The sequence below is a fragment of the Paraburkholderia sediminicola genome, from assembly GCF_046026895.1.
GTDB lineage: Bacteria > Pseudomonadota > Gammaproteobacteria > Burkholderiales > Burkholderiaceae > Paraburkholderia > Paraburkholderia sediminicola_C.
The window spans coordinates 71,079-90,753 of record NZ_JAQQEU010000011.1 but is presented as its reverse complement, the minus strand read 5'-3'; the positions used below and the strand labels follow the sequence as shown (position 1 = coordinate 90,753).

18 protein-coding genes are annotated in these 19,675 nt (G+C 64.8%); 15 read left to right on the top strand and 3 right to left on the bottom strand.

Features of this window, described 5'->3' with window-relative positions; genetic code table 11:
* Window positions 1-49: 49 nt before the first annotated feature.
* Both alc and PQR02_RS10635 read left to right on the top strand, forming a co-directional pair.
* Entirely contained in the window at window positions 50-1,060 is a 1,011-nt protein-coding gene (alc, locus tag PQR02_RS10640; protein WP_408229460.1) for an allantoicase, read from the top strand.
* Between the two features lie 12 nt (window positions 1,061-1,072).
* Entirely contained in the window at window positions 1,073-1,585 is a 513-nt protein-coding gene (locus PQR02_RS10635; protein WP_408229457.1) for an ureidoglycolate lyase, read from the top strand.
* Window positions 1,586-1,705: 120 nt separating this feature from the next.
* Here PQR02_RS10635 and fur read toward each other — a convergent pair whose 3' ends face one another.
* A complete protein-coding gene (gene fur, locus PQR02_RS10630) occupies window positions 1,706-2,134 on the bottom strand; it encodes a ferric iron uptake transcriptional regulator (RefSeq protein WP_149673379.1) in 429 nt (142 codons plus the stop codon).
* Window positions 2,135-2,292: 158 nt separating this feature from the next.
* Between fur and PQR02_RS10625 the strand changes: the two genes are divergently transcribed.
* The 9 genes from PQR02_RS10625 (at window position 2,293) to PQR02_RS10585 (ending at window position 11,991) form a co-directional block, all read left to right on the top strand.
* Window positions 2,293-3,141: an outer membrane protein assembly factor BamE gene (locus PQR02_RS10625; RefSeq protein WP_408229659.1), complete on the top strand. Its 849-nt coding sequence runs from the start codon at window positions 2,293-2,295 to the stop codon at window positions 3,139-3,141.
* A 152-nt stretch (window positions 3,142-3,293) separates the two neighbouring features.
* Window positions 3,294-4,091: a 4-hydroxy-tetrahydrodipicolinate reductase gene (gene dapB, locus PQR02_RS10620; RefSeq protein ID WP_408229452.1), complete on the top strand. Its 798-nt coding sequence runs from the start codon at window positions 3,294-3,296 to the stop codon at window positions 4,089-4,091.
* 117 nt (window positions 4,092-4,208) lie between these two features.
* Window positions 4,209-4,919, top strand: a complete 711-nt coding sequence (locus PQR02_RS10615) for a MotA/TolQ/ExbB proton channel family protein (RefSeq protein WP_408229449.1) — start codon at window positions 4,209-4,211, stop codon at window positions 4,917-4,919.
* 40 nt (window positions 4,920-4,959) lie between these two features.
* Window positions 4,960-5,391, top strand: a complete 432-nt coding sequence (locus PQR02_RS10610; protein ID WP_408229446.1) for an ExbD/TolR family protein — start codon at window positions 4,960-4,962, stop codon at window positions 5,389-5,391.
* 183 nt (window positions 5,392-5,574) lie between these two features.
* The gene (gene leuS / locus PQR02_RS10605; RefSeq protein ID WP_408229443.1) at window positions 5,575-8,166 is read left to right on the top strand and encodes a leucine--tRNA ligase; all 2,592 of its coding nucleotides are present in this window, start codon (window positions 5,575-5,577) and stop codon (window positions 8,164-8,166) included.
* A gap of 91 nt (window positions 8,167-8,257) precedes the next feature.
* Window positions 8,258-8,809 carry an LPS-assembly lipoprotein LptE gene (locus PQR02_RS10600; RefSeq protein ID WP_408229440.1) on the top strand — a complete coding sequence of 184 codons (552 nt, stop codon included), beginning with the start codon at window positions 8,258-8,260 and terminating at the stop codon, window positions 8,807-8,809.
* A 54-nt stretch (window positions 8,810-8,863) separates the two neighbouring features.
* Complete coding sequence (holA, locus tag PQR02_RS10595) at window positions 8,864-9,982, top strand: DNA polymerase III subunit delta (RefSeq protein WP_408229437.1); 1,119 nt, start codon at window positions 8,864-8,866, stop codon at window positions 9,980-9,982.
* Between the two features lie 252 nt (window positions 9,983-10,234).
* Window positions 10,235-11,506 carry a glutamate-5-semialdehyde dehydrogenase gene (locus PQR02_RS10590; RefSeq protein ID WP_408229434.1) on the top strand — a complete coding sequence of 424 codons (1,272 nt, stop codon included), beginning with the start codon at window positions 10,235-10,237 and terminating at the stop codon, window positions 11,504-11,506.
* 68 nt (window positions 11,507-11,574) lie between these two features.
* On the top strand, window positions 11,575-11,991 hold the full coding sequence (locus PQR02_RS10585; RefSeq protein WP_408229431.1) for a CopD family protein: 417 nt from the start codon (window positions 11,575-11,577) through the stop codon (window positions 11,989-11,991).
* Between the two features lie 126 nt (window positions 11,992-12,117).
* Here the strand turns inward: PQR02_RS10585 and PQR02_RS10580 are convergent, their stop codons facing one another.
* Window positions 12,118-12,963 (bottom strand): MurR/RpiR family transcriptional regulator, encoded by an 846-nt coding sequence (locus tag PQR02_RS10580; protein WP_408229428.1) that lies wholly within the window; start codon window positions 12,961-12,963, stop codon window positions 12,118-12,120.
* Between the two features lie 293 nt (window positions 12,964-13,256).
* On the opposite strand from PQR02_RS10580, the gene edd reads away from it, so the two are divergent.
* From edd to PQR02_RS10560, 4 genes are all read left to right on the top strand, one after another.
* Window positions 13,257-15,185: a phosphogluconate dehydratase gene (gene edd / locus PQR02_RS10575; protein WP_408229425.1), complete on the top strand. Its 1,929-nt coding sequence runs from the start codon at window positions 13,257-13,259 to the stop codon at window positions 15,183-15,185.
* A gap of 26 nt (window positions 15,186-15,211) precedes the next feature.
* The gene (gene eda / locus PQR02_RS10570) at window positions 15,212-15,853 is read left to right on the top strand and encodes a bifunctional 4-hydroxy-2-oxoglutarate aldolase/2-dehydro-3-deoxy-phosphogluconate aldolase (RefSeq protein ID WP_408229422.1); all 642 of its coding nucleotides are present in this window, start codon (window positions 15,212-15,214) and stop codon (window positions 15,851-15,853) included.
* Between the two features lie 255 nt (window positions 15,854-16,108).
* Window positions 16,109-17,518, top strand: coding sequence for a GntT/GntP/DsdX family permease (locus PQR02_RS10565; RefSeq protein ID WP_408229419.1), 1,410 nt, complete (start codon window positions 16,109-16,111; stop codon window positions 17,516-17,518).
* A 10-nt stretch (window positions 17,519-17,528) separates the two neighbouring features.
* Window positions 17,529-18,023, top strand: coding sequence for a gluconokinase (locus PQR02_RS10560; protein ID WP_408229416.1), 495 nt, complete (start codon window positions 17,529-17,531; stop codon window positions 18,021-18,023).
* 122 nt (window positions 18,024-18,145) lie between these two features.
* Here PQR02_RS10560 and purB read toward each other — a convergent pair whose 3' ends face one another.
* A complete protein-coding gene (purB, locus tag PQR02_RS10555) occupies window positions 18,146-19,534 on the bottom strand; it encodes an adenylosuccinate lyase (RefSeq protein ID WP_408229413.1) in 1,389 nt (462 codons plus the stop codon).
* Between the last annotated feature and the right edge of the window lie 141 nt (window positions 19,535-19,675).

The following is a 19,675-nucleotide window of genomic DNA, read 5'->3' as shown; positions in this document are numbered from 1 at the left end:
CGCGATTGCGCCGTCCGTCCCAAACCATTTGCTTCTCACCGAACCCATCATGGCCACTCCGATCCTCGACCCGAACGCTCCAGCCTTCACCCGCCGCTACATGAACCTCGCCGACCCGCGTCTGGGCGCGCAGGCACTCTTCGCCAGCGACGAATTCTTCGCGCCGAAGGAGCGCATGCTCGAACCGCAGCCGGCGGTGTTCATCCCCGGCAAATACGACGACCACGGCAAGTGGATGGACGGCTGGGAAACCCGCCGCAAACGCAGGACCGGCCACGACTACTGTGTGATCCGCCTCGCGCGGCCCGGCGTCGTGCATGGCGTCGATCTGGATACGAGCCACTTCACCGGTAACTTCCCGCCGGCCGCGTCGATCGACGCCTGTTATGCGGACGCCGACCTGCCGCCCGATCACGCCGACTGGCAACCCCTCGTGCCGGCGACCACGCTGCAGGGCAACCAGCACCACTACGTCGAAGTGAGCGACGCGCGCGCGTTCACCCATCTGCGCGTGAATCTGTATCCGGATGGCGGTCTTGCGCGGCTGCGCGTGTACGGCCAGCCGAAGCGCGACTGGGCGCGGGTCGAGCGTGGCACGCTGCTGGACCTCGCCGCGATCGAAAACGGCGCGTACCTCGTCGCGGCGAACAACCAGCATTTCGGGCCGGCTTCGCAGATGCTGATGCCGGGCCGCGGCGTCAACATGGGCGACGGCTGGGAAACCCGGCGCCGTCGCGAGCCGGGCAACGACTGGGCGATCGTCGCGCTGGCGCGGCCGGGCGTGATCCGCAAGATCGACGTGGACACGGCGCACTTCAAGGGCAATTTCCCCGACCGCTGTTCGGTGCAGGCGGCCTCGGTGACAGGCGGCACGGACGACTCGCTCGTCACGCAGGCGATGTTCTGGCCGGTGCTGCTAGGCGAACACAAACTGCAAATGGACCACGTGCACACGTTCACGGACGGCCTCGCGTCGCTCGGACCCGTCACGCATGTGCGTTTCAATATCTTTCCGGACGGCGGCGTGTCGCGCCTGCGTCTGTGGGGCGAGATCGCGTAACGGAGTGGCGTGATGAAGACATTTCAAATGGAACGATTGACGCGCGCGGCGTTCGCGCCGTTCGGCGACGTCATCGAACTGGACGGTGCGCGCCATTTCGCGATCAACGGCGGCACGACCGAGCGTTATCACGACCTTGCCAACGTCGACGTGACGGAGCGCGGCGGCCGCGCGCTGATCAATCTGTTCCGCGCGCAGCCGCGCACGCTGCCGGTCGACATCACGATGATGGAGCGCCATCCGCTCGGCAGCCAGGCTTTCATTCCCTTACGGCAGGGCCGCTATCTGGTGGTGGTCGCGCCAGCCGGTGAGTTCGATGCGACGCTGATGCGGGCGTTCTGGACCGACGCGTGGCAGGGCGTCAATTACGCGAAAGGGGTGTGGCATCACCCGCTGCTGGCGCTGGATCAGGTGAGCGATTTCGTGGTGGTCGATCGTGGCGGCGACGGCAATAATTGTGACGAATTGCCGTTGGCCGAGCCGTGGCGCCTCACGTTCGAAGCGAGCGCCGAACTGGCGGTCTAGCGACGCACGCCGTGCACGCGGCGCTGGCGCCAGCGTGAAAAGAAAGACCCGGCCGATTCGCATCGGCCGGGTCTTTCTTATTGCCGCCCCGCGCACCCCGGCGCGGGCGGCGTTTTTGCATCAATGCTTGCGATGCGGGCAATTCTCCTTCGTGCAGGCTCCATACAGCGCCAGCGCGTGTTCTTGCAGCTTGAAGCCGCGTTCCTTCGCGATAGACTGCTGACGGCTTTCGATTTCGGAATCGAAAAATTCCTCTACGAGCCCGCAATCGATGCAGACGAGGTGGTCGTGATGCGTCCCCTCATTGAGCTCGAACACTGCCTTGCCCGACTCGAAATTGCTGCGCGAAAGCAGGCCGGCCTGCTCGAATTGCGTCAGCACGCGATACACGGTTGCCAGGCCGATATCGAGTTCCTCGTGCAGGAGGTTGCGGTAGACGTCTTCGGCCGTCAGGTGACGCACCGGGCTGTGCTGAAAAATCTCAAGGATTTTGAGGCGCGGAAGGGTCGCCTTGAGCCCGATATTCTTGAGATCGGTTGGATTGGTCATGACAAGGGATCCCTAGAGTACAATGCTGGGCTCTCATAGTAATGTGTTTTTGCCGTTCTGGTCATCTTCGATGGAATGAAACTCGCGCGGCTCGTCAGCGGGCCCGCACGGTGAGTGAAATGATTTCAAAATCTCAATTGATCTACCGGGGGAGCCGCATGCGGGGTACCTTGATCGCTGTTGCGACTGTCGCGGTTCTTGCCGGATGTTCCAGTTACGACAGCGTGACACAGCGCATCGCCCAAAGCATCACGCCGTACCGGATTACAGTGGTGCAAGGCAATTTCGTGTCGTCGGAAGCGGCGGCGCAGATGAAAGTCGGCATGACACGCGCGCAAGTGCGTCAGGTGCTCGGCACGCCGCTGTTGACCGACATGTTCCACGCGGACCGCTGGGACTACGTGTTCTATTTCAAGCGCGGCTCGACGGCCATCGTGCAGCAGCGCGACTTCGTGGTGTTCTTCTCGGGTGATCTCGTGACGAGCTGGACGGGCGGCGACGATCTGCCGTCCAATCTCGAATTGCTCGCGGAGATCGACGGCGACCGGCGCGGTGGCAAAAGGCCGGCTGCGACGACCGCGGCAAGCGCCACAGCCGCCGCGGACGCGACCGCCGCAAGCGCCACGGCCGCCGCGAGCGCGCCGGCGGCTACGCTGGACACCACCCGCTCGCCGTCAGTCGAGGGCGCCGCTGCAGCGGGCGCGCCGTCCACCGCCGCGAACGCGGAAGCCGCAGAAGCCGCCAATCGTGCGACCAATGCCGTGCAATCCACGCCGAACGGCCGCTCGCCCGCACGTGCCACCGCGCCGACCGCCAATGCCGGCGGCGTTCCGTCGCAAGGCCCGACGGCCCCGGGTCAGCCGCAGTTCCAGTTCCACCGTCCGCCGCCGCCGGCTCCGACCACGCAGAGCAATCCGGTGGGACCGACCGGTGCGCAAAGCAGCGGCAGCCCGACGAACAGTGCGCCCGTGACGTCTTCTCCGTCGACTTCGGGAACGGGCGAGTAATCGCGCTGTCCTTGTTTTAAGGCGGGCCCGGCGCTATGCGCCGCGCCCGTCGGCTTCTCCGCTTGTCCAATGAGGTGCGGCGCCCGGGTGTGCTGCCCGCCGCCGCTTTCGCCCGCACTTGCCGGGTTTTGCCTTTTCGAACCCTCGTAGCCATGAAAATTGCCATTGCTGGCGCATCGGGCCGTATGGGCCGCATGCTCATCGAAACCGTCCTTAACGATTCCGACGCCACGTTGTCCGGCGCGCTCGACCGCGCGGGCTCCGCGCAACTCGGGCAGGACGCCGGCGCGTTTCTCGGCAAACAGACGGGCGTGCTGCTCACCGACGACATCGAGCGCGTGTTCGCCGAATCCGACTACCTGATCGACTTCACGCGCCCCGAGGGTACGTTGATGCATCTGGAAGCGGCGCAGCGTCACAACGTGAAAATGGTGATCGGCACGACCGGCTTCGACAGCGAGCAGAAAGCGCAACTGCGCGCGGCCGCGGGCAAAATCGCCATCATGCTGTCGTCGAACATGAGCGTCGGCGTGAACGTCACGCTGAAGTTGCTGGAATACGCGGCGAAGCATTTCGCGACCGGCTACGACATCGAGATCATCGAGGCGCATCATCGTCACAAGGTCGACGCGCCGTCCGGCACCGCACTGACCATGGGCGAGGTGATCGCCAACGCGCTCGGCCGCAATCTCGACGACTGCGCGGTCTACAGCCGCGAAGGCGTGACCGGCGAGCGCGATCCGTCTACGATCGGCTTCTCGGCGATTCGCGGCGGCGATATCGTCGGCGACCATACGGTGCTGTTCGCGGGCATCGGTGAGCGCATCGAAATCACGCACAAATCGGCGAGCCGTTTGTCGTATGCGCAAGGCGCGCTGCGTGCCGTGCGTTTCCTCGAAGGCCGTCAAACCGGCCTGTTCGATATGCAGGACGTGCTCGGCCTGCGTTGAACGGTCTTGCGCGCTAATCTTGAGCACGGAGCCCGGAGCACGGAGCACTGAGCACTGAGTCAGGGGCGTCGCGGCCCTGGCGCGTTCTCTGAAAACACTCTTCCAAGGCGAGGTCAGATGGCAGGCAGCAGCGGCATCATCCATTACCTGCAAACCAGCGACGCGATTACGCATGGCGTCGCCTATGTGCTACTGGCCATGTCGGTTGCGAGCTGGTGCTTTCTGATCGTCAAAAGCTGGATCCTCACGCGTGCCAAACGTCAGGCCACGCGGGCGATTGCGCAGTTCTGGCAAGCGCCGACGCTCTCCGAAGGTGTCGTGGCATTGCGGCGCGCGGATCGCGAGCGCGTTTTCACGCCGCTCGCCGAAGCGGCGCTGCGTGCCGCCGAAGTCGACATTCCCGGTGTGCTGCTCGCGCGCGTCGAACGCGGCGAACGGGTGCTGCGCGCGTTGCGCCAGGCGCTCAACGCGTCGCAGCGGCGGCTCGAATTCGGTCAGGTGCTGCTGGCCTCGGTGGGCAGCACGGCACCCTTCGTCGGCCTGCTCGGCACCGTGTGGGGCATCTATCACGCGCTCGGTAGTATTGCGGCGAGCGGTCAGGCGCAGATCGAAAATGTCGCGGGACCGGTCGGCGAGGCGCTGATCATGACTGCCTTCGGCCTCGTGGTCGCGATTCCCGCGGTGCTCGCGTACAACGTGCTCGGACGTCTCGTGCGGCAATTGTCGGAGGAACTCGACGGCTTCGCGCACGACTTGCATGCCTACGTGTGCGCGCCGGCGGAACCGGCGCAGGCGCCGATGCGGGCGCAGCAGGCTTCGACCCACTAGCGCGCTGTTCAGGCGGAAAGCTCAGGAAGAAGGAGGCGACATGGCATTCGGCGGACTCGAAAAAAAGCAGACGGCCGGGCCGATGGCCGAGATCAACATGACGCCGCTGATCGACGTGATGCTGGTGCTGCTGGTGATTTTCATCATCACGGCGCCGTTGTTCACGCACGCGATCCGGCTCGATCTGCCGAAAGTCGCGGCAGCGCCCGCGCGCCAGACCCCGCAAACCATTTCTCTTTCCATCGACGCCGCCGGCAAGCTGTACTGGAACGGCAACATCATCACGCTGGCGCAGATGAGCACGCAGTTCGCGCAAGCGGGCAAGCAGGCGGAGCAGCCGGAGATTCAACTGCGTGCGGAGCGCGCGACGCGCTACGAGGTGATCGCGCAGGTGATGGGCGCGGCACAGCAGGCGGGGCTCGAGCGGATTGGTTTTGTGACGGACCCGCCAGCGCGGGACGCGGCGCATTAAATCCCACATCCCACATCAAACCCTGCACCACACCCCGCCCGCGCACCACGCCGCGCGGCGTACCCGTCCGCGAACGGTATAATCAGCCCTTTCCCCGCCGACCGGGGAAACGACGCCATTTCATCCAGCAGAGCACCAAAGCGGCCGGTGCGAAAGCACCGAACCCAGCGATCTCATCACACCATGCACGAAAAATACGTTCCCTCCGACGTCGAAGCCGCCGCGCAAGGGCAATGGCGCGCCATCGACGCGTACAAGACGACGGAAACCACCGACAAGCCCAAGTTCTATTGCGTCTCGATGCTGCCGTATCCGTCGGGCAAGCTGCACATGGGGCACGTGCGCAACTACACGATCAATGACGTGATGTACCGCTATCTGCGGATGAACGGCTACAACGTGCTGATGCCGATGGGCTGGGACGCGTTCGGCATGCCGGCGGAAAACGCCGCGATGGCCAACAACGTGCCGCCCGCGAAGTGGACCTACGACAACATCGCCTACATGAAGAAGCAGATGCAGTCGATGGGCCTCGCAATCGACTGGACGCGCGAAGTCGCGACCTGCAGTCCCGACTACTACAAGTGGAACCAGTGGCTGTTCCTGAAGATGCTCGAAAAGGGCATCGCGTACAAGAAGACCGGCACGGTCAACTGGGATCCGGTCGATCAGACGGTGCTTGCCAACGAGCAGGTGATCGACGGGCGCGGCTGGCGTTCGGGCGCACTCGTCGAGAAGCGCGAAATCCCGATGTACTACATGCGCATCACGCAGTACGCGGACGAACTGCTGAACGACCTCGACGGCCTCGGCTGGCCCGAGCGCGTGAAGATCATGCAGCAGAACTGGATCGGCAAGAGCTTCGGCGTGAACTTCGGCTTCCCGTATGAAATCGACGGCGAACGGAAGCTGCTGCGCGTGTTCACCACGCGCGCCGACACGATCATGGGCGTGACCTTCTGCGCGATCGCCGCCGAACATCCGCTCGCCACGCGTCTCGCGCAAGGAAAGCCGGAACTGCAGGCGTTCATCGACGAATGCAAGCGCGGCGGCGTCGCCGAAGCCGACGTCGCGACGATGGAAAAGAAGGGCATCGCCACCGGCTTCTACGTCACGCATCCGCTGACGCAGGAACAGGTCGAAGTGTGGATCGGCAACTACGTGCTGATGAGCTACGGCGAAGGCGCGGTAATGGGTGTGCCCGCGCACGACGAGCGAGACTTCGCGTTCGCGAAGAAATACGGTCTGCCGATCAAGCAAGTGGTCGCGGTCGAAGGCAAGGAATTCTCGACTGAAGCCTGGCAGGAGTGGTATGGCGAGAAGGCCGGCACGCTGGTCAACAGCGGCAAGTACGACGGCCTCGCGTACGACCAGGCGGTCGACCAGATCGCCGCTGACCTGAAGGCGCTGGGCCTCGGCGACAAGCAGATCACGTGGCGTCTGCGCGACTGGGGCGTGTCGCGTCAGCGCTACTGGGGCACGCCGATTCCGATCATCCACTGCCCGAGCTGCGGCGACGTGCCAGTGCCGGAAAAAGATCTGCCGGTGGTACTGCCGGAAGACCTCGTGCCGGACGGCACGGGCAACCCGCTCGCGAAGTCCGAAGCGTTCGTGAACTGCACCTGCCCGACCTGCGGCGGCGCGGCCAAGCGCGAAACCGACACGATGGACACCTTCGTCGATTCGTCCTGGTACTTTTACCGCTATGCGGCGCCGGACGCGCAGACCATGGTCGACGAGCGCACCGACTACTGGGCGCCGATGGACCAGTACATCGGCGGCATCGAACACGCGATTCTTCACCTGTTGTACTCGCGCTTCTGGGCGAAGGTGATGCGCGACATGGGCCTGATCAAGTTCGGCGAGCCGGCGAAGAATCTGCTCACGCAGGGCATGGTGCTCAACGAAACCTACTACCGCGAAAACGAAGCCGGTAAGAAGACCTGGTACAACCCGGCGGACGTCACCGTGTCGTTCGACGACAAGGGCCGTCCGGTCGGCGCGGTCCTCAATGAGGACGGCCAGCCGGTGGTGCTCGGCGGCGTCGAGAAGATGTCGAAGTCGAAGAACAACGGCGTCGATCCGCAATTGCTGATCGATCAGCATGGCGCGGACACCGCGCGTCTGTTCGTGATGTTCGCGGCGCCCCCCGAGCAGCAGCTCGAGTGGTCCGGTTCGGGTGTCGAAGGCGCGAGCCGCTTCCTGCGCCGCGTGTGGAACTTCGGTTACGCGAACGAAACCGCGTTGCGCGCGGGCGGCCAACTCGACGCCGCGCATTTCAACGACGCCGACAAGCTGCTGCGCCGCGAGATCTACAGCGTGCTGAAGCAGGCCGACTTCGACTACCAGCGTTTGCAGTACAACACGGTGGTGTCGGCCGCGATGAAGATGCTCAACGCGCTCGACAGCGCGAAGGGCGCCCAGCCGGCCGTGCTGCGCGAAACCTACGGCGTGATGCTGCGCGTGCTGTATCCGGTGGTGCCGCACCAGACCTTCCAGTTGTGGCAGGAACTCGGCTACGCCGACGAATTCGGCTCGCTGCTCGACGCCGCATGGCCGAAGGTCGACGAAAAGGCGCTGGAGCAGGCCGAGATCGAGCTCGTGCTGCAGGTGAACGGCAAGGTGCGCGGCGCTATCACGGTGGCGAAAGACGCGACTCGCGAAGCGATCGAACAGCTCGCGGCGGCTCACGACATGGTCGCCAAATTCAGCGAAGGCAAGGCGCCGAAGAAGATCGTCGTGGTGCCGGGCCGTCTCGTGAACGTGGTCGTTTGACGAGCCACGAAAACATGCCGGCAGACAAAGCGCCGCCGCGCGCAGCGGTGCTTGTCTGCGTTGCGCAATCTACTGCGAACCGGGAGCCAATGTGACTCGCAGATCGTTTTTGACGCTGGCTTGCAGCGTGATGATGTTGTCGGCCTGCGGCTTCCAGTTGCGCGGCCAGCAAGACTACGCATTCAAACGCCTCTATGTTTCGGGCGGCTCCCCGGCCGCCGTCGCGCGGCTCACGCGCATGGTGCAGGGCGGCAGCGACACGGTGGTGGTCACTTCGCTCGCGAATGCCGACGCGATCCTGCAACTCGCGCAAGCCCGAAGCACGAGCACGTTGACGCTGACCTCGCTCGGCGTAGTCGCGGAGTATCAACTGAATCTGTCGATGAACTACTCGCTGACCGGCAAGGACGGCACCGTGCTGATCCCGGCGAGCGTGATCGCCTTGAATCGCGCGATGACCTACAGCGACCAGTTCTCGCAAGCCAAGGCCGCCGAGTCCGACATCCTGTTCGCCGACATGGAAAACGACGCGGTCGACCAGTTGATCCGCCGCCTCGGGGTAGTGCGTTCGATGAATCCCGCGCCGGGCGAAGGCGTGCCGGCCATCGCGCCGCGCGCGCCGTTGCCGCCGCCGCCGCTGTGAGCGTGATGCCGTGTCCGATTCACTCCACCTGTCCAACCTCGCCGGCCAGTAGCCATGCAACTGCGACTTGACGCGCTCGAAGCGCATCTCGCGAAGGGACTCGCCGGACTGTACGTCGTCTACGGCGACGAGCACCTGCTCGCGCAGGAAGCGTGCGACCGGATTCGCGTGACGGCGCGCGCGGCCGGTTTTACCGACCGCTCGGTGTTCACGGTCGAGCGCGGCTTCGACTGGAGTTCGCTGCTGGGCGCGAGCCAGTCGATGTCGCTGTTCGGCGACCGGCAACTGGTCGAGTTGCGCATTCCGTCGGGCAAGCCCGGCAAGGAAGGCGCGGATGCGCTGAAGACGCTCGCCGCCGCCGTCAACGACGACGTGCTGACCATCGTCACGCTGCCGCGTCTCGACGCGGCCACGCAAAAGTCGGCCTGGTTCACGGCGCTCGCGGACGCGGGTGTCGCGCTGAAAATCGATCCGGTCGAGCGCGCGCAGTTGCCGAACTGGGTCGGTCAGCGTCTCGCGGCGCAGGGTCAGCGCGTGGCCGCCGGTGAGGAAGGGCGGCGCTCGCTCGCGTTCATCGCCGAACGGGTGGAGGGCAATCTGCTCGCCGCGCATCAGGAGATCCAGAAGCTCGGGCTGTTATATCCGGCCGGTTCGCTGAGCTTCGAACAGATTCACGAGGCGGTGCTCAACGTCGCGCGCTACGACGTCTTCAAGCTGAACGAAGCGATGCTGGCGGGCGATGTCGGCCGTTTGTCGCGCATGCTCGACGGACTGCGCGGCGAAGGCGAGGCTGCGGTGCTGGTGTTGTGGGCGGTCGTCGAGGAAGTGCGCACGCTGTTGCGGATCAAGCGCGGCGTCGCGGCCGGCAAGCCGCTCGCAATGCTGGTGCGCGAGAACCGCGTGTGGGGTCCGCGTGAACGGCTGATCGGGCCGGCGCTCTCGCGTGTCACCGAAGACGCGATGGAGAAGGCGCTGGCGTTGGCGGCGCGGCTGGATCGGCAGGTGAAGGGCTTGTCGGGCGGTACGCCGGGCAATCATCGCAACGATCCGCCGCCTGATCCGTGGGACGGCCTGTTCGAACTGGCAATGACCGTCGCGTCGCCAAAGACGGCGCCGGTGCCGCCGCCACGACCTCGGGCGGGAGCGGGCGTGCCGGGGCGAAGGCCAGCCTGAACCACAGCCTGAAGCACAGCGCGACGCAGCCGGGACATCGTTTCTGTCAGTTTCACGCGCGGCTCGGCACGCGCGGCGCCCTCCAGCTCCGATCGTCTCTTTCAAGCGCCGTATCAAGCGCGCCAGTTCGAGCCGGGCCATACCGTCCGCCGCCGCGAGCAAAGCACCTGTACCCGACTTACAATCGTTTGATCTTTCGCTAATCCCGCTTGTCCGCCGCACGTCGACGTGCGCGGCACCACGAGAATGACCATGGATATCGACCAGTACATGACCGACCTCGGTCGCCGCGCCCGTCAGGCTTCGCGTGCGATGGCGCGCGCCTCGACGGCGTCGAAGAACGCCGCCCTCGCGGCCGTCGCGCAGGCCATCGAGCGCGATGCCGCGCTGCTCAAGCAAGCCAACGCACGCGACGTCGCGCGCGCCCGCGACAAGGGACACGACGCCGCGTTCATCGACCGTCTGACGCTGTCGGACAAAGCGCTGAACACGATGCTCGAAGGCTTGCGGCAAGTGGCGGCGCTGGCCGATCCGATCGGCGAGATCAGCAATCTGAAGTATCGGCCGAGCGGTATTCAGGTCGGCCAGATGCGTGTGCCGCTCGGTGTGATCGGCATCATCTACGAATCGCGCCCGAACGTGACCATCGACGCCGCGGCGCTGTGCCTGAAGTCCGGCAACGCGACGATTCTGCGTGGCGGCTCGGAAGCGCTCGAAAGCAACACCGCGCTGGCGAAGCTGATCGGCGAAGGCCTGCAGACGGCCGGCTTGCCGCAGGATGCCGTGCAGGTGGTCGCCACCCCGGACCGCGCGGCGGTCGGCAAGCTGATCACGATGACCGGCTATGTCGACGTGATCGTGCCGCGCGGCGGCAAGAGCTTGATCGAGCGGCTCATCAACGAAGCGCGCGTGCCGATGATCAAGCACCTCGACGGCATCTGCCACGTGTATGTCGACGACCGCGCGGACCTGGCCCGGGCGCTGACCGTCTGCGACAACGCGAAGACGCACCGCTACGGCACCTGCAACACGATGGAGACGCTGCTGGTCGCACGCGGCATCGCCGCCGACGTGCTGCCGCCGCTCGGTAAGCTGTATCGCGGCAAGGACGTCGAGTTGCGGGTGGACGCGGCGGCGCGCGCGGTGCTGGCGGATGCGGGCGTGGGCCCGCTCGTCGACGCCACCGAGGAAGACTGGCGCACCGAATACCTCGCGCCGGTGCTGGCGATCAAGGTGGTCGACGATCTCGACGCGGCGATCGACCACATCAACACCTACAGCTCGCAGCACACTGACGCAATCGTCACGGAAGACCACGATCGCGCGATGCGCTTCCTGCGCGAAGTGGACTCGGCCAGCGTGATGGTCAACGCCTCGACACGTTTCGCGGACGGCTTCGAGTTCGGCCTGGGTGCGGAGATCGGCATTTCGAACGACAAACTGCACGCGCGCGGTCCGGTCGGCCTGGAAGGGTTGACGTCGCTCAAATACGTCGTGCTGGGCCACGGCGAAGGCCGTCAATAGCCGCGATAATCGCGGCAGCGTGCCGGCCTGGCGCCGGCCTGCGCCACCACGTTGCATAAGGACCGCTGATGCTTTGGGTAAAGACGTTTCACATCGTGTTGATTGCCTCCTGGTTCGCCGGCCTGTTCTATTTGCCGCGCATCTTCGTCAATCTGGCGATGGAAACGGAACCCGCCGCGATTGCGCGGCTCCTGATCATGGCGCGCAAGCTGTTCCGCTTCATGACCTTCATCGCGGTGCCGGCTTTGGCGTGCGGTCTATGGCTATGGCTCTTCATCGGCATTGGCAGCGGGGAGGGCTGGATTCATGCGAAGGTCGGCGTGGTGGTGCTGCTGATCATCTATCACGCGTATTGCGGCGTGCTGCTGCGCACTTTCGAGCGCGGCGAGAATCGCCGCTCGGACAGGTGGTATCGGATGTTCAATGAACTGCCGGTGCTCGGGATGCTGGCGGCGGTCGCTCTGGTCGTGATCAAGCCGTTCTGATTGCGACGCCCGGGCCGCGAGTCCCGACGTGAGTTTCACGGCTGCAATGAGGGAGGGCTGTTTGCCGATCAATCGGCAAACAGCCCTTTCCGTATCTGGCGTGCTGCTTCGCGAATGGCCGATGCCTCACCCGTGTGAATCGACCCTGCGCCGGTGAATCACCTCTTTGGTCTGCGCGAGCTTTTCCACCAGCTCCGGTCCACGGCTGAGCGCCACGCCCACCGCCAGAATGTCGCCGATCGCCAGATGCGACACGCGCGAGGTCATCGGCGAAAAGATATCCGTGTCTTCGTCGACGTTCGCGAACAGGCCGACCGTCGCAAGCCGCGCGAGCGGCGAATTGCCGTGTGTGATCGCGATCACCTTCGCGCCCGCGTTGAGCGCGGCTTTCGCGGCGTCGATGATGTCGCGCGTGCGGCCGGTGTTCGAGATCGCCACCACCACATCGCCTTCGCCCAGAAGCGCCGCCGACATCAGAAACGTATGCGGGTCCGAATACGCGACGCTCGGCATGCCGAGCCGGAAGAATTTGTGCTGCACGTCGAGCGCGGCTATTCCCGAGCCGCCCGCGCCATAGAACTCGATGCGCCGCGCCTGCGCCAGTATCCCGATCGCCGCCGCCACGCTGTCCGACGACAGATTGTTGCGCACCTGGATCAGCGCGCCGATGGTCCGGTCGAGCACCTTGGCGGCGACGCCCGGCGTGGGCTCATCGGGCCGCACGTCGCGATAGACGGCGGGCACCTCGGCGGCAATGCCCTGCGCGAGCCGGATCTTGAACTCGCGAAACCCCGAAAAGCCGAGCGCGCGACAAAACCGCGCGATGGTCGGCTGGCTGACGCCCGCGCGGGCGGCGACTTCCGTCATCGACAGATCGAGCACCTCGCGCGGCGACTCGATCACGTAATCGGCCAGCTTGCGTTCGGACGGGCGCAACTGCTCGCGCATCGCTTCCACTTGGGACAGCATCATCGGAAAACTCGCACTATGCTGAAGAATGCGTGGACTATAGCCGATTGCACAAGAAGGTACAAAAACTACATTTTCGACCGTAGGTGTAATCCCCAGGTTTTCTGTCGTTCGCCACTGATGGGCCGCCAGTAAGGCGTTGCGCGATCCGGTGAGATGCGGCGGTGCAGCAGGAAACGTCGTTGCGATCCTGTAGTTTTTCTACTAAGATGGCGTCGTCGGTTGAGCCGACGCCCCCCGCGATACCTACCTGGCAAAGTGCGCGTGCGCCTGCCGCCAGAGACGAAGGAGCTCCGATGGTTTCCCCGCATTCGCAATTGTTGAAGGTCACGCGGCGCGTGATCGAGCGCAGCAAACCCACACGCGACGCCTATCTGGCCCGCATCCATCACGCGCAGGGCAAGTTCCCGGCGCGCGGCGCGCTCTCGTGCGCGAATCTGGCCCACGGCTTCGCCGGTCTGGAAGGCAACGACAAGCTCGTCATCAAGCAGATTCGCGAGCCGAACATCGGCATCGTGTCCGCGTACAACGAGATGTTGTCGGCCCACGCGCCGTACAAAAACTACCCGGACATCATCAAGCAGGCCGCGCGTGAGAACGGCGGCGTCGCGCAATTCGCGGGCGGCGTGCCGGCCATGTGCGACGGCATCACGCAGGGCAATGCGGGCATGGAGCTGTCGCTGTTCTCGCGCGAAGTGATCGCGATGGGCACGGCGGTCGCGCTCACGCACAACATGTTCGACGCCGCGCTATGCCTGGGCATCTGCGACAAGATCGTGCCGGGCCTCTTGATCGGCGCGCTGCAGTTCGGCCATCTGCCGACCATCTTCGTGCCGGCCGGCCCGATGGCGAGCGGCCTGTCCAACGACGACAAAGCCAAGACGCGCCAGCAGTTCGCCACCGGCCAATGCGGCCGTGACGCGCTGCTCGAAGCGGAAGCCGCCGCGTATCACAGCCACGGCACCTGCACGTTCTACGGCACCGCGAACAGCAACCAGATGCTGATGGAAGTGATGGGCCTGCATCTGCCGGGCTCGGCCTTCGTGCATCCGCATACGCCGCTGCGCGACGCGCTGACCGCGCAGGCCGCGCGCCGCGTGCTCGATCTGACGGTGGAGCGCGGCCATTACATGCCGATCGGCCACGTGGTCGACGAGAAGGCGATCGTCAACGGCATCGTCGCGTTGCTGGCGACGGGCGGCTCGACTAACCACACGCTGCATCTGGTCGCGATCGCGCGGGCGGCGGGCATCGTGATCGACTGGGACGACTTCGACGCGTTGTCACAAGTGGTGCCGCTGCTCGCGAAGATCTATCCGAACGGCAAGGCCGACGTGAATCATTTCCACGCGGCGGGCGGCGTCGCGTTCCTCGTGCGCAACCTGCTGGAAGGCGGCTTGCTGCACGCCGACGTGAACACGGTCGCGGGCAAGGGGCTCAAGCATTACACCGAAGAGCCGAAGCTGATCGACGGCAAGCTGCAATGGGTGCCGGCCGTCGAGGCGAGCGCGGATACCGCTGTGCTGCGCGGCATCAAGGAGCCGTTCCAGCCGGACGGCGGCCTGCGTCTGATGCAGGGCAAGCTCGGCCGTGGGGTGATCAAGATTTCGGCGGTCGCGGCGCAGCATCGCAAGGTGAAGGCGCCGGCGATCGTGTTCGATTCGCAGGAAGCGGTGCAGGAGGCTTTCGACAAGGGCGAACTGAAGCGCGATTTCATCGCCGTGGTGCGCTTCCAGGGCGCCCGCGCAAACGGCATGCCCGAGCTGCATCGTTTGACGCCGTTGCTCGGTGTGTTGCAGGATCAAGGTTTCCATGTCGCGCTGGTCACGGACGGCCGCATGTCGGGCGCGTCGGGCAAGGTGCCGGCGGTGATCCACCTGTCGCCGGAAGCGTTGCTGCAAGGCCCGATCGGCAAGGTGCGCAGCGGCGACGTGCTGGTGATCGACGCCGAAGCGGGGGTGCTCGACATCGAGATCGACGCGGCCGAATGGGCGGCGCGGCCGAACGCCGAGTCGAAGCATCAGGCGGAAAACGAGGTCGGCTTCGGCCGCGAGCTGTTCGGCGTGTTCCGCGCGGCGGCGGCGCCGGCGGAGCAGGGCGCGTCGGTGTTCGGCAAGATGGTGGGCGAGCACGCGGGTCAGGACGCAACCGCGCACACAGCGCACCACGGCGCTGCGTCGAAAGCACATACCGACAAACACACAAGCACCACCCAAGCCAGCTAAGTGCTGCAGAAACAAGGAGTCTGACCATGACGTCGAAATCAGTAAGCGATATCGTGCGCCTCGGCCCGGTGATTCCGGTGCTCGCGTTCGACTCGGTCGAACAGGGCGAACAGGTGTCGCGCGCATTGCACGCGGGCGGCGTGAAGGTGCTGGAAATCACGCTGCGCACCGCAGCCGGGCTGGAAGCGATCGAGCGCGCGAGCCAGTTGGCCGACGACATCGTGGTCGGCGTCGGCACGATCACGAAGCCCGAGCACTGCGCACAGGCGAAGAAAGCGGGCGCGCAGTTCGGCGTGTCGCCGGGCCTGACCAGGGAGATCCACAAGGCCGCGCAGGATGCGGGCCTACCGCTGCTGCCGGGCGTGATGACGCCCACCGACATCATCGTGGCGCTGGAACTCGGCTATGAGATCGTGAAGTTTTTCCCGGCGCAGCAAGCCGGCGGCGTGCCGATGCTGCAAGCGTTCCATGGCCCGTTCCCGACGCTGAAGTTCTGCCCGACGGGCGGCGTCACGGCTGAAACGGCGACGACTTTCCTGTCGTTGCCGAACGTGGTGTGCGTCGGCGGTTCGTGGCTCACGCCGAAGGCTGCGCTGGCCGCGCAGAACTGGGCCGAGGTCACGCGTCTGGCGCGTGCCGCCAGCCAACTCGCCGCGCCCGCGCACTAAGAGCCCAGCCACTTCAAGTCACTCGCTCAAGGTCCGACCCAGGAGCCTCGTCGATACAGCCGCTCAGGCTGTCGCGCCGAGGCTTCTTTGTTCTTTGCCATTTGCGCTACGGATTGACGCGCGCTTTCAGGAAACAAACAGTAAAATTCAGCGTCCGCGCGGTCAGCCGGGTTTTCGGCGCAGCGCAGGTCGCCGTGAGACACCGTGCGGGCCCACGTTCCGCACACACAATCAATAACGCAAAGGAGGAGCTTCATGGAAGCTGTCCACGGCAGCATGCTGCTGGTCTACGCGGTGATCGCCATCGCCTTGCTGATCTTGCTGATCACGCGCTACAAGGTTTATCCGTTCCTCGTTCTCATCATGGTGTCGTTGCTGCTCGGCCTCGTAGCCGGCATGCCGATGGCCACCATCGTCAAATCGTTCGAAACGGGCAACGGCAACACGCTTGGGCACATCGCGGTCGTGGTCGGTCTCGGCACGATGCTCGGCAAGATGATGGCCGAATCGGGCGGCGCCGAGCGCGTCGCCACCACGTTGATCGACTTCTTCGGTGAGAAGAACATCCACTGGGCCATGATGGTCGTCGCGATCATCGTCGGCTTGCCGGTGTTCTTCGAAGTCGGTTTCGTGCTGCTGATTCCGATCGCGTTCAACGTCGCGAAGCGCACCAATAAATCGCTGCTGCTGGTCGGCTTGCCGATGGTCGCGGGTCTGTCCGTCGTGCACGGGCTGCTGCCGCCGCATCCGGCCGCGATGCTCGCGGTGCAGGCGTATCACGCGGATATCGGCAGGACCATTGCCTATGGCTTGATCGTCGGGGTTCCGACTGCGATCGTCGCCGGTCCGCTGTTCGCGTTGCTCATCTCCCGCTATATCACCTTGCCGAAGGAGAACGCGCTCGCCGCGCAATTCCTGGGCAGCGCCGGCGGCAACGGCAATGACCTGAAAAACGGCGCGGCAAGCAACGTGGCGAGCAAGGCGCCGAAGCGCGAATTGCCGAGCTTCGGCATCACGCTGTTCACGATCCTGCTGCCGGTGATTCTGATGCTGATCGGCAGCTGGGCCGATCTGATCTCCACGCCGAAGACGCTGGCGAACGATCTGCTGCGCTTCTTCGGCAACTCGGACGTCGCGTTGTTGACGGCCGTGCTGGTCAGCTTCTGGACCTTCGGCGCTAGCCGCGGCTTCACGCGGGAGCAGATCCAGAAGTTCTGCGGCGACTGTCTTGCGCCGATCGCGGGTATTACGCTGATCGTCGGCGCGGGCGGCGGTTTCGGCCGCGTGCTGATGGATAGCGGCATTTCGAAGGAAATCGTCAACGTGGCGACCGCGGTGCATATGTCGCCGCTGCTGTTCGGCTGGCTCGTCGCGGCGCTGATCCGTCTTGCGACCGGTTCGGCCACGGTCGCGATGACCACCGCCTGCGGCATCGTCGCGCCGATCGCGGCGGCGGGCGCGGTGCAGGTCAAGCCGGAGTTGCTGGTGCTCGCCACCGGCTCGGGCTCGCTGATCTTCTCGCACGTGAACGACGGCGGCTTCTGGCTGATCAAGGAGTACTTCGGTATGACGGTGGGGCAGACCTTCAAGACATGGTCGCTCCTCGAGACCATCATCTCGCTGATGGGTTTGGGCTTGACCTTCGCGCTCGCGGCGGTCCTGTAAGGAGTTTCAGATGATTTTGATCGCAATGGGCGTGTCGGGCGCCGGCAAGACGAGAATTGGCGAAATGCTGGCGGAGCGCCTGCACTGCGCGTTCACCGACGGCGACGCGTTTCACAGCGCCGCCAACAAGGAGAAGATGCACCACGGCATTCCGCTCACCGACGAAGACCGTTGGCCGTGGCTGCAAACCATCCGCGCCGCGATCGAAGAAAAGCAGAAGGCGGGCGAGACGGCGGTGTTCACATGTTCGTCGCTCAAACGCTCGTATCGCGACATCCTGCGCGCCGGCGACAAGGACGTGTGCTTCGTCTACCTGAAGGGCTCGCGCGAGGTGCTCGAAAAGCGTCTGACCAGCCGCACCGGCCATTTCTTCGATCCGTCGCTGCTGCAAAGCCAGCTCGACACGCTCGAAGAGCCGGGCGCGGATGAAGCGATCACGGTGAGCATCGAACTGTCCCCGGAACAGATCGTCGACGATGTGTTGAAGCAGGTCGGCGAGCGGTGAGTTTCGGCTAGCTAGCTCGCTCGTCGTTGTCGTAGGGATGAAAAAAAGCCGCTCCCCGGAGCGGCTTTTCTATGCCTGCCTCGTGTAACGAGGCAGGCATGTATGAAGCGCGACGCGACGCATCAAGCGATGCGCTTCGCCAGTTCGACAGCCTTGCCGATGTACGAAGCCGGGGTCATCGCGAGCAAAAGGTCTTTCGCGTCTTGCGGAATCGCGAGGCCGCCGACGAAGCTTTGCAGCGCTTCACGCGTGATGCCCTTGCCGCGCGTCAGTTCCTTCAACTGCTCGTACGGATTTTCGATGCCGTAACGGCGCATCACCGTCTGCACCGGCTCGGCCAGCACTTCCCAGCAGTTGTCGAGGTCGTCGTTCAGACGCTGCGCGTTGACTTCGAGCTTGTCGAGACCGCGGATCAGCGAATCGTACGCGAGCAGCGAGTAACCCAACGCGACGCCCATGTTGCGCAGCACCGTCGAGTCGGTCAGGTCGCGCTGCCAGCGCGACACCGGCAGCTTGTCGGCCAGGTGGCGCAGCGTGGCGTTCGCGAGACCCAGGTTGCCTTCGGAGTTTTCGAAGTCGATCGGGTTGACCTTGTGCGGCATCGTCGACGAGCCGATTTCACCCGCCTTGGTGCGCTGCTTGAAGTAGCCGAGCGAGATGTAGCCCCAGACGTCGCGGTCCAGGTCCAGCAGGATCGTATTGGCGCGCGACATGGCGTCGAACAGTTCGGCCATGTAATCGTGCGGCTCGGTCTGGATGGTGTACGGATTGAACGTGAGCTTCAGACGCTGTTCGACCACTTCGCGCGAGAACGCCTCCCAATCGAACTCCGGATACGCGGACAGGTGCGCATTGAAGTTGCCCACCGCGCCGTTCATCTTGCCGAGCAGCTCGACCTTCGCGACACGGTCGATTGCGCGTTCGAGGCGCGCGGCGACATTGGCGATTTCCTTGCCGAGCGTGGTCGGGCTGGCCGGCTGGCCGTGCGTGCGCGACAGCATCGGCTGCTCGGCGTGCGCGTGCGCCAGCGCCACGAGGCGCTGATGCACCGAGCGCAGCGCCGGCAGGATCACGTGTTCGCGGGCGCCGGCCAGCATCAGACCGTGCGACGTGTTGTTGATGTCTTCCGACGTGCACGCGAAGTGGATGAACTCGCTCGCGCGCTCCAGCTCTTCCTGACCCTTGACCGATTCCTTCAGCCAGTACTCGACTGCTTTCACGTCGTGATTCGTCACGCGTTCGATTTCCTTGATGCGCGCGGCGTCGTGCGCGGTGAAGCGCTCGGCCAGTTGCAGCAGGAATTGCTCGGATGCTTCGGAAAAACGCGGCACTTCGGCGAAGCCGGCGCGCGATAGCGCGATCAGCCAATGGATTTCGACCGTCACGCGATTGCGCATGAAAGCGGCTTCCGAGAGCCAGTCGCGCAGGGCTTCGGTTTTCGACGCGTAACGGCCGTCGAGCGGGGAGAGCGCGTTCAGCGCGAACAGGGTGTCGGGGCGGGTGTCGGACATGATGGGGACCGGGTCGAAGCGTTGAGCGCTCAGAGAGCGGATCGGGAACGGAGGGAACCGCGAATTTTACCACTGTGTGCGCGCGTGCCGATTCCAGCCGTGATTTCGCCGGCACGCCCGACGCGAGGCGCGTGGGCGCTC